The organism is Nocardia sp. NPDC001965 (assembly GCF_053594175.1).
In genome coordinates, this window is sequence record NZ_JBSFDZ010000037.1 from 25,410 (window position 1) to 41,767 (window position 16,358).

The window sequence follows — 16,358 nt, forward strand, 5'->3', positions numbered from 1 at the left end:
CCGCGCTGCCCTGCAGGCGAGAGACCGTCACCGATCGGCAGCGGTCTCGGGCCCGGCGCGTATGTGCTGATGCGAGGGGTCTACGCGGCGGCCTCGAATCGGAGATGTACCTCGATATCGGTGGGTGAGCCGGTGTAGTGGAGAGCACGCAGGCCCAGATCGGCGGCCGCTCGGCAATTGTCGGCACGGTCGTCGACGAACAGGACGCGGGTGGGGTCGTCGACGCCGGTGGCGGCGAGCGCACTCCGGTACGTGCCGGGGTGGGGTTTGTTCATGCCGAGCCGGGCCGAATAGAGGGCGTCGGCCATTGCTGGGCGCCAGTCGGATCCGTCGAGCGCGTCACTCACCGGATGGGGTGCGTTGGAGAGCAGTACCAGCGTGATCTCCGATCGCCGGAACCGGTGCAGCAGGGCGACCACGCGGTCGTCGGTCCGGGTCCACATCGCCGTGTCCGTCGTCCGCAACCGGGTGAGTAGTTCCGGGTCCGGACACCGGCCGAGGACGGCGGTCCAGAACTCCGCGTCGTCGAATTCGCCGGAATCGTAGGGTTCGCGAGCACTCCAGAAGACGCGCTGGAAATCTTCGAGCCGATCCGCGGGCCAGCCGGCGAGTTCGGCGAGCCCGCGCCAGGCGAGCGCGGTCGGCTGGAGGCCGATGACGCCGTTGTAGTCGAAGATGACCGCTACCGGCGACGGGGTCTGGGGTGCGAGTGTGGCTACCATTTGTTCTCCAGGGCTCGGGGGGCCAGTACGGCTACGCCTGCGGCGAGCAGGGCGGGTAGTACGAGAGCGATGGGCAGGGAGGTGATCGCGGCGAGGGCGCCGATGAGTGCCGGCCCCGCGAGGAGGCCCAGGTAGCCGGTCACGGTCACGGTGGCGATCCCGCGCGGACCACCGGCTCCGGCGGCACTGATCAGTGACGGGATCGTGACCGACAGGCCCAAGCCGAAGGCGGCCCAACCGGCCAGTGCGAACGGCACCTCGGCCACCGCCAGGCCGGTGACGAGCCCGATCGCGGATACGATCGCGCCCGCTCGAACCACTGTCGCCGCACCGAAATGCGCGATGAGCCGGTCGCCGATGAGACGCCCGGCGGCCATGGCCGCGCTGTATCCGGCGTACGCGGCCGCACCGGTCGCGGCGGATGCGTGCAGCACAGTGAGATGGACTGCCGACCAGTCCGCGGCGGTACCCTCGCCCAGCAGACATCCGGCGGCCAGCAGACCCAGCAACCACAGCCGGCCCCGCGACAGTTCCGGCCGGGTTTCTCGCGCGGTCGTTTCCACCGGATCGGGGTTCATGGCCGCCGATCCGATACAGCGGGTGGCCGGTGCCACCGCGACCGCGGCCACGATGACCGCGGCCGCCGTGACGCCGAAAACGTAGGTGTGTGAACATTGCGCGGCGAGGACGGCGAGTACCGCCCCGCCCAGCGCGCCGAGACTGTAGGCCGCGTGCAGGCCGGACATGATCGGGCGACCGTAGGCCTGCTGGCACCGGACCGCCGCGACATTGAGACCGACGTCCAGCACACCGTGCGCCGCCCCGAAAAGCATTGCCGCGGCCGCGAGTACGAGCGCTGATCGGCAGGTACCCAGCAGGGCGAGACTCGCGGCGAGAGAGATCGCGCCGCCGCTCAGCAGGTGGGGGAGCCGGGTGGGCTCGGCCAGCAGACCACCCGAGCGGAGGCCGGCGACCATGCCGACCGCGGAGGCGAGCAGAACCACGGCCAGCCCCGCGGTATCCAGCCCGGCGGCCTCTTGGACTGCCGGGATGCGGGTCCCCCAGACGGCCATGACCACACCGAGGCCGACGAAGTATCCCGTCAGCAACCCGCGGCTGCGCGCGACAGTGCCGGATAGCTGTTCTCGGTGTTCCGAAATCGGTGGCGCGCTCGTATATGCCATGAGAACTCCATGAGAAATATCGCCGAATTCATCGGTCGGAAGCGACCGTGAATTCGGCTGCGGAGTATGAGAATTCCAGCCTGTTTCCACGACGAAAGAGGTGGATGAACCGTGGATCAGGAGAATGGTCCGCGGGTACGAAGTCGGATGTGATGCGACGCTGCACGAACAAGCTGAAAGATATCAGTGGGAATGGTTGCGTACCACTCGGGAAGGGGCTCGGTGATCTGCTCCACAGCGACATGTCCGAAGCTCTCACCGGAAGGGAAGCCGGAACCGTGCCCGACGCCGGACATACGCTCGGCCAAAAGGATCCGGCTCCCTGGCCTACCCACCCGCCGGCCCGGGACCGCGGCCGCGGCATGTTCCGGTCGACGGTGTCGGTTGCGCTCACCGGCCGAGTCCAGGGCCGAGGCCCGGATGGAGTCAGGGTTCCGGCGATCGCCGGACCTCGGTCATCTCGATGACGGTGCGATCGGTCACGGAATCGTGGAAGCGTCTCGTGATATCGAATTCGGATTCGGGTCGAAAAGCCACCTCGAGTTCGAACGGACGTTGCGAGATCCGCGAGATATCCTTGCCCGAGAGGCTGTTGATCCGCATCTCCACATTCGCTGATTCGGCTATCCCGGCCGGTATGGCCGAAAGGCTTCGGGCAGCCGAAGTGACGGCCGCCTCCTTTACCCGGTGCCCCTCTTGATATCTGCTCAATTGCCCGTCGTCCAATGTTGTGAGGCGGACGACGGGCCCCTCGTAATCCGGCAGTTTGGACAGAGCGGTATCGACATTCGCGATGTGGGCGAGCTCGTCCGCGTCGAGCTCCATGGTTCCGTCGGCGGCTTCTCGCATCATCCAGTTGAAGTCTTGATAGAGATTCGAAACATAGCCGCCGATGCCGACGTGGGCCTCTTCCCGGCTCAGGATCTGGGCGAACTCGATATGGCGACGTCCCGACGAACCGGCTTGTGCTGTATCGGCGATATCGGGCCGGGCCCCGGCGTCGTAAGGGCTGCCCACCTGCGGCTCGAACGGCCGGGGGTACCAATCGGCGAGAGTCGGGTCCGGTAGACCGGCATCCTTGTTCAGTGCCGCGAACTGGGGAGAGGATGCGAAATCCGGTATCTCGTGGGGTCTCAGGTGGGGCGCCGGATGCCTGCTCATGATGTCCGGCAGACTATTTCGGAGCGAATCGTGCAGATCCAGCTCCCGCATCTCAGCTTCGGTGAACCAGCCCGCATCGACGGTCTCGTAGCCATCGATACGCGGGTGGAACCGCGACGGTGCGTCCGCCGTGTATGTCACATACGTCCAGTCGTGCCGGGGATGCCGGAAGACATGCTGCCCGGTCAACCTGATCCGGTTCATGTACGGCTGGGAAAGGCCGGTTTCCTCGGCGAGTTCGCGCGCAGCGGCCTGTACGGGTGTTTCGTGTGACGATCTCGCGCCGCCGGGAAATTGCCAGTTCTCCTGCGAATAGCCCCGTCCCGCCCGGACCAGGAAGTAGCGGGGAACGCCGTCGTCGCCGACATTTCTGAGCATGACACCCGCGCCCCCGAAGGGTCCCGCCGGCCCGAACCCGTCGACGCTTCCTTCGCCGGGGTCGCCGTTCGCGGGGTCCATGAAGCGTGGGTATCTCTCGTTCCGGTTCGGGAGGATCTGAAAGGGGCCGGCATCGAGACCGAACCGCCTGTCGGCGGCGCGATGCGTGGTCGCCGATGACCGGAGAAAATCGGAGCAGGACCGGACATCTCCTGCGTCCACGCGCGAAACGTCACGAATGGAAAGGTATGCCAGGCGATCTGTCAATTCGGTCAAGACCCCGGTGAGGCGCACCACTCCCGCAGCTCCTCTGAATCCTCTCGAAAACTACTGTGACCCTATGCGGTTCGCTGCGTATCTCCATTGGTGGGATTCGAACAGCGCAGCGGCGTGCCATCGGGTCCGATCTCGTCATCGGGGGAGTGCCGCGTCGGCGCGGGCCGCGTCGGCGCGATCGATATCGGCCAGATCGAACCCTTTGGTCTCGCGTGCGAACAGCACCGCCACCGCCGTCACCGCGGCCGCTGCCGCCAGGTACAGCGCGATGGGCACGGCCGAATCGAAGACCTCCAGCAGTTTCACCGCGATCACCGGAGCCAGTGATCCGGCGACGATCGAGGTCACCTGGTAGCCCAGCGACACCCCGGAATAGCGCATCCGGGTCGGGAACATCTCTGCCATGACGGCCGGTTGCGGGGCGTACATGCCCGCGTGCGCGAGCAGACCCAGCATGATCGCCGCGGTGATCACCCACCCGTTGCCGGTGTCCATCATCGGGAACGCGAAGAAACCCCAGGCGCCGGCCGCGACGGTACCGGCCAGGTATACCGGTCGCCGCCCGATCCGGTCGGTCAGCGCCCCGGCCAGCGGGATGGCCGCGAAGTGCACCGCGTGCGCGGCCAGCAGCCACCAGAGGATGTCGTCGGTGGCCAGATCCTCGCGCACCTTCAGATAGGTGATGGTGAACGTGACAACCAGGTAGTACATGATGTTCTCGCCGAAACGCAGACCCATCGCGGTGAACACCCCCCGCGGATACCGCTTCAGTACCTCCACGGCACTGAACGACGAGGATCGCACCCGCTCGGCCTCCTGTCGGGCGGCGGTGAAGATCGGTGCGTCGCTCACCTTGGTGCGCACGTAGTAGCCGATGAGGACGACCACGGCCGACAACCAGAACGCGATCCGCCACCCCCACGACAGGAACGCGTCGTCGGACAGTGTCGAGGTCAGCGCGAGCAGGGCCAAGGTGGCCAGCAGATTCCCCCCGGGCACGCCCGCCTGCGGCCAGCTCGCCCAGAAACCGCGGCTGCGGTCGGGGCTGTGCTCGGCCACCAGCAGGACCGCCCCGCCCCATTCACCGCCGACCGCGAAACCCTGCAGGAACCGCAGCACCACCAGCAGTACGGGTGCCAGATAACCCACCTGTCCGTAAGTGGGCAGGCAGCCCATCAGGAAGGTCGAGGCCCCCACCAGCACCAGGCTGAACTGCAGCAGCCGTTTGCGGCCGTAGCGGTCGCCGAAATGCCCGAATACGATGCCGCCGAGCGGGCGGGCGGCGAAACCCACCGCATAGGTGAGGAAGGCCTTCAAGATCCCGTCGAGTTCGCTGTCGGACGCGGGAAAGAAGATCTTGCTGAACACCAGCGTCGCGGCCGTGCCGTAGAGGAAGAACTCGTACCATTCGACCACGGTTCCCGCCATGGACGCGGCGACCACCCGGCGCAACCCGGACCGGTCCGGAGACGGAGTTCCACCGGCCTTTTCCGACCTGCCCACCACACTCATCGCCGACTCCTCACACGCGGTGGCCCCCGAGGACGGGCGCCACGGGGAGTATCTCCCGGCGAAGGCCGCGATTTCGGGGTTTCGCGGCGAGGACCGGGGCGTTGTCCGGTCAGTGGGAGTGGGTTGTCCGTGGTGACGCGTCCTGCCCGGGTATACGGCGGCGGTCCGATCCGGGGTGGACAGCCCTTCGCCGCCGTGTTCCCCGGGTCAGCGGGTCAGTTGCAGGATCAGAGTGGCGACGATCGGCACGAGGTACAGCAGCGGGAACACCGCGGTCTTGTACGAACGGGCCCGCAGCGCGGTCGCCGTCGCGCCGAGGAAATAGACGATCAGCCCGATGGCGGCGGCCACACCGACAGGCGGAAGGACGAACCCGGCGAGCAACCCCAGCGCCCCGGCGGTCTTGGCCAGCGCCAGCGGGTTCCACCACGACCGCGGCACCCCGTACTGCTCGAGCGGTTCGACCACGAACTGCTGTTTCGAGAACAGCGCGTAACCCGAGAATCCGACCCACAGTGCGGTCAGGACCGTGACGATGTAATAGGCGACGTCCATGACGAACCTCTTCTCTCCGACCGGTGCAATCCCGGTGTACACAGGGTCGACGAAACGGGGCGTACGGGTGTGACATCGTCACGGCTGTGTCGGCCGCGCGCCGCCACCGCCCGGGTTGCGGTCGGCCCACACCGGTGGCCGCGGCCGACAGGCCCGCTCCTCCCCGCCGAAGGCCGGGACAGGAAATACCATGACCGTCATGGCCTCACTTTCCGATCCCAAGGTGCGTGAATTTCTCAGTTACGGAACCCGAACCGCGAAGGTCGCCTATACGGCCGCCGACGGGCGTCCGCTGGTCACTCCGGTGTGGTTCCTGCTCGACGGCGACGAGATCGTGTTCAACACCGGCAAGGAGACGGCGAAAGGAAAGGCGCTGCGGCGCGACCCCCGGATCGCGCTCGTGGTGGATCTGGAGGAGCCGCCCTTCGCGGCGGTGCAGATCCAGGGCACGGCCACCTTCTCCGAGGACCCGGCCGACCTGCTCCGGTCGGCGACCGCGATCGGCGGCCGCTACATGGGGACCGCTCGCGCGGACGAGTTCGGACGCCGTAACGGTGTCCCCGGCGAACTGCTGGTCCGGGTGCAGCCGACCAAGGTCATCGCCTTCTTCGACGCTGTCGGCTGATCCGGCCGGTCGCCGCGGCATCGGTGACGTCCGATCATCGCGCACCCGGCCGGCCACGCGGGCGGGTGGTCGCACGACGGCCCGGCCACCGCCGCTGCCTACACTCGACCCATGACGGTGCACTTCATCGGAGCCGGGCCCGGCGCTGCGGATCTGCTGACGGTGCGTGCGGTGGAGTTGCTGCGGCAGAGCCCGGTCTGCCTGTATCCGGGGACCTACCTGGACCCTGCCGTGCTCGAGCACTGTGCGCCGACGACCGAACTCATCGATACCCAGCGACTCGACCTGGACGAGATCACCGCGCATATGGTGCGCGCCACAGCCGCGGGTCGCGCGGTGGCCCGGCTGTGTTCGGGTGATCCGTCCCTCTATTCCGCGCTCACCGAGCAGACCCGCCGGCTCGATATCGCCGGGGTGCCCTGGGATATCACCCCGGGTGTCCCCGCGTATGCCGCCGCCGCGGCGGTGCTGGGTACCGAACTGACCGTGCCCGAGGTCGTGCAGTCGGTGGTACTGACCCGCACCCGGGCGCGGTCGACCGCGATGCCGGAGACCGAGGCGTTGGCGGAATTCGCCCGGACGCGCGCCACGCTCGTATTGCATCTGGCGATCACCCGCATCCGTGAGCTCGCGGCGGAGCTCGTGGCGGAATACGGGCCCGGTTGCCCGGTCGCGGTGGTCTATCGAGCGAGCCAACCCGACGAGATTGTGCTGCGCGGCACACTGGCCGATATCGCGGATCGAGTCGAGGCGGCGGGGCTGACCCGGGCAGCGGTCGTCCTGGTCGGACGGGCCCTGGCCCCCGGAGTCGACTGTGCGCAATCGCACCTCTACGACCCAGCCCGCGACCGGAGCCACCTGAGCGGATAGGCACAGGACGGCCGGGCTCTCCGAGAGGGAACGGAAACCGCCCCGCGACCGGTCGAACCGTCGCCGAACCCGGTTGGTGCCACGGCCGCGCTTCGGTAGATTGGGTCGGTGGTCAGGAGTCGACGCCCGGGTGCGGTGGCACGGTGGCATGGGGTACCGGGTGTGCCGGGCGATACGGGGCGCCCGATGTAACGGCCCTGGCTTCACAAACGGATAACTCCGATGGACATTTCTACCTGAGCAAACGAGAAGTGGGCCTGGAACCGCGGATGCCGAGCTGTCGGCGCGCGCGTCGCAATCCGGGTGTTGACGGGAAGCGCACGCGTGCGTTCCGGAAGCGAGGTTACGGTTGGACCGGCTGGACAACGGCGGGAACGGTACGGACAGTGGCGCAGCAGCCACGGACGGGAGTCTGTTCCCCCTGTCGCCCGCGCAGCTGGGCATCTGGTACGCGCAGCACCTGGACCCGCAGGTTCCGATCAATATCGCCCAATACGTCGAGCTGCGCGGCCGGCTCGACATCGATACGCTGACCCGGGCCGTGCTGGCCGCCTCCCATGAGGTGGGCTCCTCCTTCCTGCGGATCGTCGAACGCGACGGGGAGCCGATGCAGTGGGTGGACCGTTCCATCGCCGACCACGAGCAGGTCGGCCATGTCGATCTGCGTGCCGAAGACGATCCGGTCGCCGCCGCTCAGAACTGGATGCACAGTGAATACAGTCGTCCCCTCGAGCTGACGCGGGACCGGCTGGCCGTCTTCTACGCCCTGCAACTGGGCGACGAACACTGGTACTGGTACTCGCGCGTCCATCACATCGCGATCGACGGTCTGGGCGCGATGACTGCCGTGAACCGGGTCGCCGAGCTCTACACGGCCTACCGCACCGGTACCGAGGCGGCGCCGTCGAAGGCCGCGGCCCTGGAGGCCCTGTACGAGCAGGAGCTCGCCTACCGCGACAGCGCTCGCTTCGAATCGGACAAGCAGTACTGGGCCGAACGCGTATCGGGGCTCGAGGAAGGTAACGGCCTCACCGGCCGGACGGCCGCGCCCGGCGCACGCAAAGTGGTGCGGCGCGCGGCGCTGGGGGACGAGCGGCAGGCTTTGCTCGACGCGGCCGTGGCCCGGCGCGAGTCCACCCCGGCCCAGGAACTGCTGGCCGCCTTCGCCGCCTATCTGGCGCAGAACAACGGCGCCGCCGATGTGATCTTGAGCCTGCCCGTCACCGCCCGGGTGACAGCGGTCATGCGCCGCTCGGCCGGCGCGCTGTCCAATATCGTGCCGCTGCGGCTGCACACCGGCTACGACACCACGGTCGCGGAGCTGTTGAAGCAGGTGCAGCTGGAAGTGGCCGGCGCCCTGCGCCACCAGCGCTACCGCAGCGAGGATATCCGCCGCGACGCCGGCGGCACCGTGACATCGTTCGGCCCGCTGGTCAACATCATGCTGTTCGACGACGAGATCGTCCTCGGTGAGATGGTCGGCACCCTGCAGGTTCTGACCACCGGCAGTATCGCCGATCTCAGCGTCAACCTCTATCAGTCCGAACGCGGCGCCCGCCTGCATCTCGACTTCGAGGCCAACCCCAACCTCTACTCGACGGCCGAGGCGGACCGGCACCACACGCGTTTCCTGGAATTCTTCGACCGGTTCCTCGCCGCCGGAACCGATACCGCGGTGTGGGAGCTGGACCTCACCACCGCGACCGAGCGCGCCCGAACGCTGGTGGAGTGGAACGATTCGGCGCGGTCGATACCGAATGTCGTCCTGCCCGCCCTGCTGGACGAACAGGCGGCCCGGACGCCCGATGCGATCGCGGTGACCGCCGAGGGCCGGTCGCTCAGCTATGCCGAATTGAGCGACCGGGTCAACCGGCTGGCGCGCCACCTCATCGACGCCGGGGTCGGACCGGAAACGCCGGTGGCGATCGCGATACAGCGGTCGATCGAATTGGTCGTGGCGATCCACGCGGTGGTCACCGCCGGTGGTGCTTATGTGCCACTGGATCTGGAGCAGCCCGCCGAGCGGATCGACTATGTCCTCGATACCGCACGACCCGTGTGTGTTCTGACGAGCCGGGCGGCCGGACTGACCGCGACCGGTCGTCCGGCGGTTCTGGTCGACGAGATCGATCTGTCCGCGTACGCGGGGACCGTGGTGACGGATACGGATCGGCGCGCGCCGTTGCGGGCGTCGAATACCGCGTACGTGATCTTCACATCGGGTTCGACGGGTCGCCCGAAGGGGGTGGCTGTTCCACACGGCGCGATCGTGAACCGCCTGGTGTGGATGCAGTCGGAGTACGAGCTGGGTGATTCGGATGTGGTGTTGCAGAAGACACCGGCGACATTCGATGTGTCGGTATGGGAGTTCTTCTGGCCGTTGCAGGTCGGTGCCCGTCTGGTGATGGCGAGGCCGGACGGTCATCGGGATCCCGGCTATCTGGCGGAGGTCATCGATACCGAGAGTGTGACGGTGGCGCATTTCGTGCCGTCCATGCTGGGTGTGTTCGTGGCCGCGCTGCCGGGAGTATCAGCCGGATCCGGTGCGGCGCACTGTGCTTCGTTGCGGATGGTGTTCGCCTCCGGTGAAGCGCTGACCGCGCAGCCGGCGCAGCGGTTGCGGGAGTTGACCGGGACGGCTGTGCACAATCTGTACGGTCCGACCGAGGCCGCGGTCGATGTGACGTATCACGAGGTCACGGACGCGGATACCGGTGCTGTCCCCATCGGCGCGCCGGTGTTCAACACCCGGTTGTACGTCCTGGATGCCCGGTTGCGGCCGGTGCCGGTGGGTGTCGCGGGTGAGTTGTATCTGGCGGGCGCGCAGTTGGCGCGTGGGTATGTGGCGCGGCCGGATCTGAGCGCGGATCGCTTCGTGGCGAACCCGTTCGATGCGGCGGAGCGGATGTATCGCACGGGCGACCTGGTGCGTTGGACGGCGGCGGGTGAGCTGGAGTATCTGGGTCGTACCGATTTCCAGGTGAAGTTGCGTGGTCTGCGGATCGAGCTCGGCGAGATCGAAGCCGTACTGCAGGCGTATTCCGCAGTCCGGCAGAGCGCCGTGCTCGTGGTCGACACGGCGACCGGTCAGCATCTGGTCGCCTATGTGGTCGGTGCGGCCGGTCGCGTGGTGGAACCCGCCGAGCTGACGCGTTTCCTGAGCACGAAACTGCCCGCCTACATGGTGCCGACCGCTATCACGGTGCTCGACGAGCTCCCGCTGAGCCCCAGCGGCAAACTGGACCGTCGCGCCCTGCCCGAGCCGGTGTTCTCCGACGCTGATGTGGATTTCCGGGCTCCGCGTAATCAGACCGAACAGCTCGTGGCGGGGATCTTCGCTCAGGTCCTCGGCGTCGAGCGGGTCGGTATCGACGACGATTTCTTCGCCCTCGGCGGTAATTCGCTGATCGCGACCCAGGTGGCCGCCCGCCTCGGTGCCGCGCTCGATATCCGGGTGCCGGTACGAATGCTGTTCGAGGCGCCGACGGTGGCGGCATTGGCGGTGCGCGTCGAATCGCATTCCGATACGGGCGCCCGGCTGCCGCTGGTCCCGCAGCCGCGTCCCGGACATGTCCTGCCGACCGGCGAGGTCGTCGAGCGGGTGCCGCTGTCGCTCGCGCAGCAACGCCTCTGGTACATCAACCAGTTCGATCCCACGATCCCGGCCTACAACGTGCCGTTCGTCATCCGCATGCACGGCCGGGTGGATGTGGCGGCACTGCAGGCCGCTCTGCACGATGTGATGGAACGCCAGCAGACGCTGCGGACCGTCTACCCCGAATCGGAAGACGGCGGCTACCAGCTGGTGCTGCCGATCGATCGACTCGAAACGGATGCTCCGGTCGAGCTGATCGATGCGGCGGAACTGCCCGCCGCGCTGGCCGAATTCGCCGCTGTCGGTTTCGATGTGACCCACGAACTGCCGTTCCGCTGGCGGATCTACGAGGTTTCGGCCGGCCGCGCCAACGGGAGCCCGGAATACGCGGTCGCCTTCGTACTGCACCACATCTCCGCCGACGGCTGGTCGATGGGACCGCTGTCGCGCGAATTCGCTGCCGCGTACCTGGCCCGCGCCGCCGGCACGGTTCCGGAACTGCCGGAGCTGCCGGTGCAGTATCTGGACTACAGCATCTGGCAGCGCGAGATGCTGGGTTCGGAATCGGATCCGGATTCCGTCGCCGCCCGCCAGATCGCCTATCACCGGGAACAGCTGGCGGGTCTGCCCGACCAGCTGGAGCTGCCCACCGACCGGCCGCGTCCCCCGATGCAGAGCTTCCGCGGTGGGCGGGTCTCCCTCGATGTGGACGTCGAGATGCATGCCCGGCTGGACGCGCTGGCCCGGGAACAGGGCGCCACCCTGTTCATGGTGTTGCACGCGTCGCTGGCGGTACTGCTGGCCCGGCTGTCGGGCAGCGACGACATCGGCGTGGGCACCCCGGTCGCCGGCCGCGGTGAGGCCGCCCTCGACGACCTGATCGGAATGTTCGTCAACACCCTCGTCCTCCGCTCCGAGGTGGACGGCAGCCGGACGTTCACCGAGTTGCTCGCCGATACCCGCAAACGGGATCTCGCGGCGTTCGCGAACGCGGATGTGCCGTTCGAGCGGATCGCGGAACTGGTGAACCCGTCGCGTTCACAGGCCGCGCATCCGCTGGTGCAGGTGATGCTGTCGTTCCAGGAGCTCTCGCACGCGGCCCTGGAGATCCCGGGACTGTCGGTGAGCGCGGCCGAGATCGAACTCGATATCGCCAAGTTCGACCTGGTCTGGACGATCACCGAGAAGCGCGGTACCCGCGGCGAGCCGGCGGGTATGGATCTGGTGCTCTCCTACGCCAGCGATCTGTTCGACGAATCCACCGTGCGATCCTTCGTGACCCGCTGGCAGCGTCTGCTGTCCGTGATCGTCGCCGAGCCGCAGATCCGGGTCGAGCACATCGAGATCATGGACCGGGCCGAGCACGCCGAACTCACCACCCGCAGCGGTGGCCCGGCCGAAACGCCCGAAACGCTGGCGGAACTCCTGAGCGCCGCCGCACACCGCGATCCCGACGGTATCGCGGTGATCGCCGACTACGAGTCCTACACCTACGCCGAACTGGACACCGCGTCGAATCAGCTGGCCCGGGTCCTCATCGAGCGGGGCGCCGGGCCGGAGGTCACGATCGCCCTGGCGCTGAGCCGTTCCTGGCGCTACCAGCTGGTCCTGTGGGCCATCGCCAAATCGGGCGCGGTTCTGGTACCCATCGATCCGGCCTATCCGGCCGATCGGATCATCCATATGATCACCGATTCCGGTGTGGCGCTGGGTATCACCGAGGATGCCGAACTCCCCGACCTGCCCGAGCTGGCGGGCGGCTGGATCGATCTGGACGATCCGGAATTCGCGGCCGAGATCATGGTGAGTTCGGCGGCGCCGATCACCGATGCCGATCGGCGCGCGCCGCTGCGCACCGCGAATACGGCGTACATGATCTACACGTCGGGATCGACCGGCGTGCCGAAGGGTGTCGCGGTCACGCACGCGGGTCTGCGCAACTTCAGCGCCGAGCAGGTGCAGCGTTTCGGCTCGGACTCCTCGACCCGGGCACTGGCCTTCGCTTCGCCGTCGTTCGACGCCTCCGTGCTGGAACTGCTGCTGGCCGTCGGCGCGGGCGGCACCATGGTCATCGTGCCGCAGATGATGTTCGGCGGTGCCGAACTGGCCGACCTCATCGAGACCACGGGGGTGACCCACGCCTTCCTGACACCGTCTGTGCTCGCCTCGCTCGATCTCGACGCGATGTCGGAAGTGCGCGTCGTCGTCACCGGCGGCGAGGCGGTGCGGCCGGAACTGGCTGCCCGATGGGCGGCGACACCGGACCGCTCGCTCTTCAACGCCTACGGACCCACCGAGGCCACGGTCGCCACCAATATCAGCGACCGGCTGCGCCCCGGCGACCCGGTGACGATCGGCGGCCCGGTGCGCGGTATGCGGGCACTGGTGCTCGACAGCCGGTTGAACCCGGTGCCGGAGGGTGTCACCGGAGAACTGTATGTCGGTGGTATCCAGCTGGCCCGCGGTTACCATGCCCGGCCCGCGCTGACCGCCGGCCGGTTCGTCGCCGACCCGTACGGTACGTCCGGCGACCGCCTGTACCGCACCGGTGACGTCGTGCGCTGGCGGCGTGACCGGGCGGGTGCCCTGGTGGTGGAGTATGTGGGCCGCAACGACTTCCAGGTCAAGATCCGTGGTTTCCGGATCGAGCTCGGTGAGATCGACTCCGCGCTGAGCTCGCACGACACCGTCGACTTCGCGGTCACCGTCGGGCACGAGAATGTCTCCGGTGCCGTATCGCTGGTGTCCTATGTCGTTGCTGTGCAAGGGAACTCGGTCGATATTCCGGCGTTGAGCGCGCACGTCCAGGACCGGCTGCCCGCCTATATGGTGCCTGCGTCGATCATGGTGCTCGACGAGATCCCGCTGACCCCGGCCGGCAAACTGGATCGCCGGGCGCTGCCGGCGCCCCAGTTCCAGTCGCACACCTTCCGCGCCCCGGTCACCCCGATCGAGGAGATCGTGGCCGATATCTTCGCCGAGGTGCTCGGCGTCGAGCGGGTCGGTATCGACGACGACTTCTTCGAGCTGGGCGGTAACTCGCTGATCGCGACCCAGGTCGCCGCGCGGCTCGGCGCCGCCCTCGATACCCGGGTGCCGGTGCGGACCCTGTTCGAGGCCTCGACCGTCATGGCGCTGGCCGCGCGAGTCGAATCGCATGTCGGTGAGGGCGCCCGCCAAGCGCTGGTGGCACGCAGCCGGGAGGGGGAAATTCCGCTGTCGCTGGCGCAGCAGCGGATGTGGTTCCTCAACCGGTACGACACCGAATCGGCGGTCAACAACATCCCGATCGCGATCCGGATGTCCGGTGACCTCGATGTGGCAGCCCTGCAGGTGGCGTTCATCGATGTGATCGACCGGCACGAATCGCTGCGGACCGTGTTCCCGGACACCGGTCGTGCGCCCGTCCAGGTGATCCTGGACGCCGCCCAGGTGGTCCCGGATCTGACTCCGTTCCGGATCCGCGAAGACAAACTGATCGATCATCTGATCGATCTGGCGACGATGGCTTTCGACGTCACCGCCGAAGTGCCACTGCACGCCCGGCTCTTCGAAATCGACGAGACCGAATACGTACTCGGTATGGTCGTGCACCATATCTCCGCCGACGGCTGGTCGATGGGACCGTTGGCGCGAGATGTGATGGCCGCCTACGCGGCCCGCATCAGCTGGGAGCCCCCGGCATGGGTGAACCTTCCGGTGCAGTACGCGGATTACGCGTTGTGGCAGCGTGAGGTGCTGGGTTCGGAGGACGATCCGGATTCGCTGATCTCCGGTCAGGTCCGGTACTGGAAGCAGGAGCTGGCCGGACTGCCCGACGAGCTCGTCCTGCCCGCCGACCGGCCGCGACCGGCGGTCGCGTCCTACCAGGGTGGCGTCCATACGTTCGTGATCAGCCCGGAGATCCGCCGCCGGGTGGCGGAACTGGGTCGCAGGCACAATGCTTCGCCGTTCATGGTCGTGCACAGCGCACTGGCCGTATTGCTGGCGCGAATGACCGGAGAATCCGATATCGCCGTCGGTACACCGGTGGCCGGCCGCGGCGACGCCGCGCTGGAGAATCTGGTCGGCATGTTCGTCAACACCCTGGTGTTGCGCACCGAGGTCAGCAGCGAGATGACCTTCACCGAACTGCTCGCCGCCGTCCGCAATACCGATCTGCAGGCATTCGCGCACGCCGACGTACCTTTCGAACGCCTGGTGGAGGTGCTGAACCCGGCACGTTCACAGGCCCGGCACCCGATTTTCCAGGTCTCGCTGTCGTTCGAGAACCTGCCGGACCGGCGTTTCGAACTTCCGGAGCTGCGGGTGGCTCCGGTCGATTTCGAATCAGGTCTGGAAAAGTTCGATCTCTCGCTCAATTTCCGTGGCATGGGCGAGGACACGGACGCCGGTATGCTCGGCGAACTCTCCTATTCCCGAGATCTGTTCGATCACGCCACGGTCGAGGGTTTCGCGGATCGGTTCGCGCGGTTGCTGCGTGAGATCGTGGTCGCCCCGGAGACCGCTGTCGGTGATCTGGAGATCCTGGCGCCGGCCGAGCGTGATCGGGTGCTGGCGGCGTGGAACGCGACCGAGCACGCGCTTCCGGCCGGGTTGCTGCTGGACGGGTTCGATGCCGCGGTGGCGGCGTATCCGGATCGGGTGGCTGTCTCGTTCGAGGGGACGAGTCTGTCCTATGGTGAGTTCGCGGGTCGGGTGAACCGGTTGGCGCGGCATTTGATCGCGCAGGGTGTGGGCCCGGAGACGCTGGTCGGGTTGTTGATGTCGCGGTCGCTGGACCTGGTCGCGGGTATGTATGCGGTGGTGGCGGCGGGTGGTGCGTATGTGCCGTTGGATCCGGCGCATCCGGCGGAGCGGATCGGTTACATTCTCGATACGGCGTCGCCGTTGTGTGTGTTGACCACGACCGCTGATTCCGGTGCGGTGCCTTCGGATTCGAATGTGCCGGTGCTGGCGTTGGACACCGCGGATGTGTCGGGTTACCTCGATACCGAGGTGAGCGATGTCGATCGGTCGGCGCCGGTGCGTCCGTCCAACACTGCGTATGTGATTTTCACGTCGGGTTCGACGGGTCGTCCGAAGGGTGTGGCTGTTCCGCATTCGGCGATCGTGAATCAGGTCGCGTGGATGCTGTCGGAGTACCCGTTGGGTGCTGATGATGTGTATCTGCAGAAGACGGCGACGACGTTCGATGTGTCGTTGTGGGGTTATTTCCTGCCGTTGGCCGCGGGTGCGCATCTTGTTGTGGCGACTCCGGACGGTCATCGGGATACCGAGTATCTCGCACGCACGATCGCCGAGCGGCGGGTGACGGTGACGGACTTCGTGCCGTCGATGCTGGGTGTGTTCGCCGCGCATACGCCTGCGGGTTCGATTCCGTCGCTCGAGCATGTGTTCGTGATCGGTGAGGCGTTGCCGCCGGAGACGGTGTCGGCGATGCATGCGATTTCCGGTGCGGCTGTGCACAACTTGTATGG

The 16,358-nt window shown here is 67.2% G+C and carries 8 protein-coding genes; 3 read left to right on the top strand and 5 right to left on the bottom strand.

Annotation, left to right across the window (positions count from 1 at the left end):
* Nucleotides 1–80: 80 nt before the first annotated feature.
* From ACWCPQ_RS30050 to ACWCPQ_RS30070, 5 genes are all read right to left on the bottom strand, one after another.
* Entirely contained in the window at nucleotides 81–722 is a 642-nt protein-coding gene (locus ACWCPQ_RS30050) for an HAD family hydrolase (RefSeq protein WP_449905135.1), read from the bottom strand.
* Complete coding sequence (locus tag ACWCPQ_RS30055) at nucleotides 716–1,906, bottom strand: MFS transporter (protein ID WP_449905136.1); 1,191 nt, start codon at nucleotides 1,904–1,906, stop codon at nucleotides 716–718. Before ACWCPQ_RS30055 ends, ACWCPQ_RS30050 begins: the two co-directional genes overlap by 7 nt.
* 426 nt (nucleotides 1,907–2,332) lie before the next feature.
* Nucleotides 2,333–3,526, bottom strand: a complete 1,194-nt coding sequence (locus ACWCPQ_RS30060; protein ID WP_449905137.1) for an NUDIX domain-containing protein — start codon at nucleotides 3,524–3,526, stop codon at nucleotides 2,333–2,335.
* A gap of 330 nt (nucleotides 3,527–3,856) precedes the next feature.
* Nucleotides 3,857–5,233 (bottom strand): MFS transporter, encoded by a 1,377-nt coding sequence (locus ACWCPQ_RS30065; protein ID WP_449905139.1) that lies wholly within the window; start codon nucleotides 5,231–5,233, stop codon nucleotides 3,857–3,859.
* 207 nt (nucleotides 5,234–5,440) lie between these two features.
* Nucleotides 5,441–5,788 (bottom strand): DoxX family protein, encoded by a 348-nt coding sequence (locus tag ACWCPQ_RS30070; RefSeq protein WP_449905140.1) that lies wholly within the window; start codon nucleotides 5,786–5,788, stop codon nucleotides 5,441–5,443.
* A 199-nt stretch (nucleotides 5,789–5,987) separates the two neighbouring features.
* Between ACWCPQ_RS30070 and ACWCPQ_RS30075 the strand changes: the two genes are divergently transcribed.
* The 3 genes from ACWCPQ_RS30075 to ACWCPQ_RS30085 all read left to right on the top strand — a co-directional run.
* Complete coding sequence (locus ACWCPQ_RS30075; protein WP_449905142.1) at nucleotides 5,988–6,413, top strand: PPOX class F420-dependent oxidoreductase; 426 nt, start codon at nucleotides 5,988–5,990, stop codon at nucleotides 6,411–6,413.
* A gap of 111 nt (nucleotides 6,414–6,524) precedes the next feature.
* The gene (gene cobM / locus ACWCPQ_RS30080; protein ID WP_449905144.1) at nucleotides 6,525–7,283 is read left to right on the top strand and encodes a precorrin-4 C(11)-methyltransferase; all 759 of its coding nucleotides are present in this window, start codon (nucleotides 6,525–6,527) and stop codon (nucleotides 7,281–7,283) included.
* Nucleotides 7,284–7,632: 349 nt separating this feature from the next.
* Nucleotides 7,633–16,358, top strand: an 8,726-nt coding sequence (locus tag ACWCPQ_RS30085; protein ID WP_449905146.1) for an amino acid adenylation domain-containing protein, incomplete at its 3' end; no start/stop codon positions are given.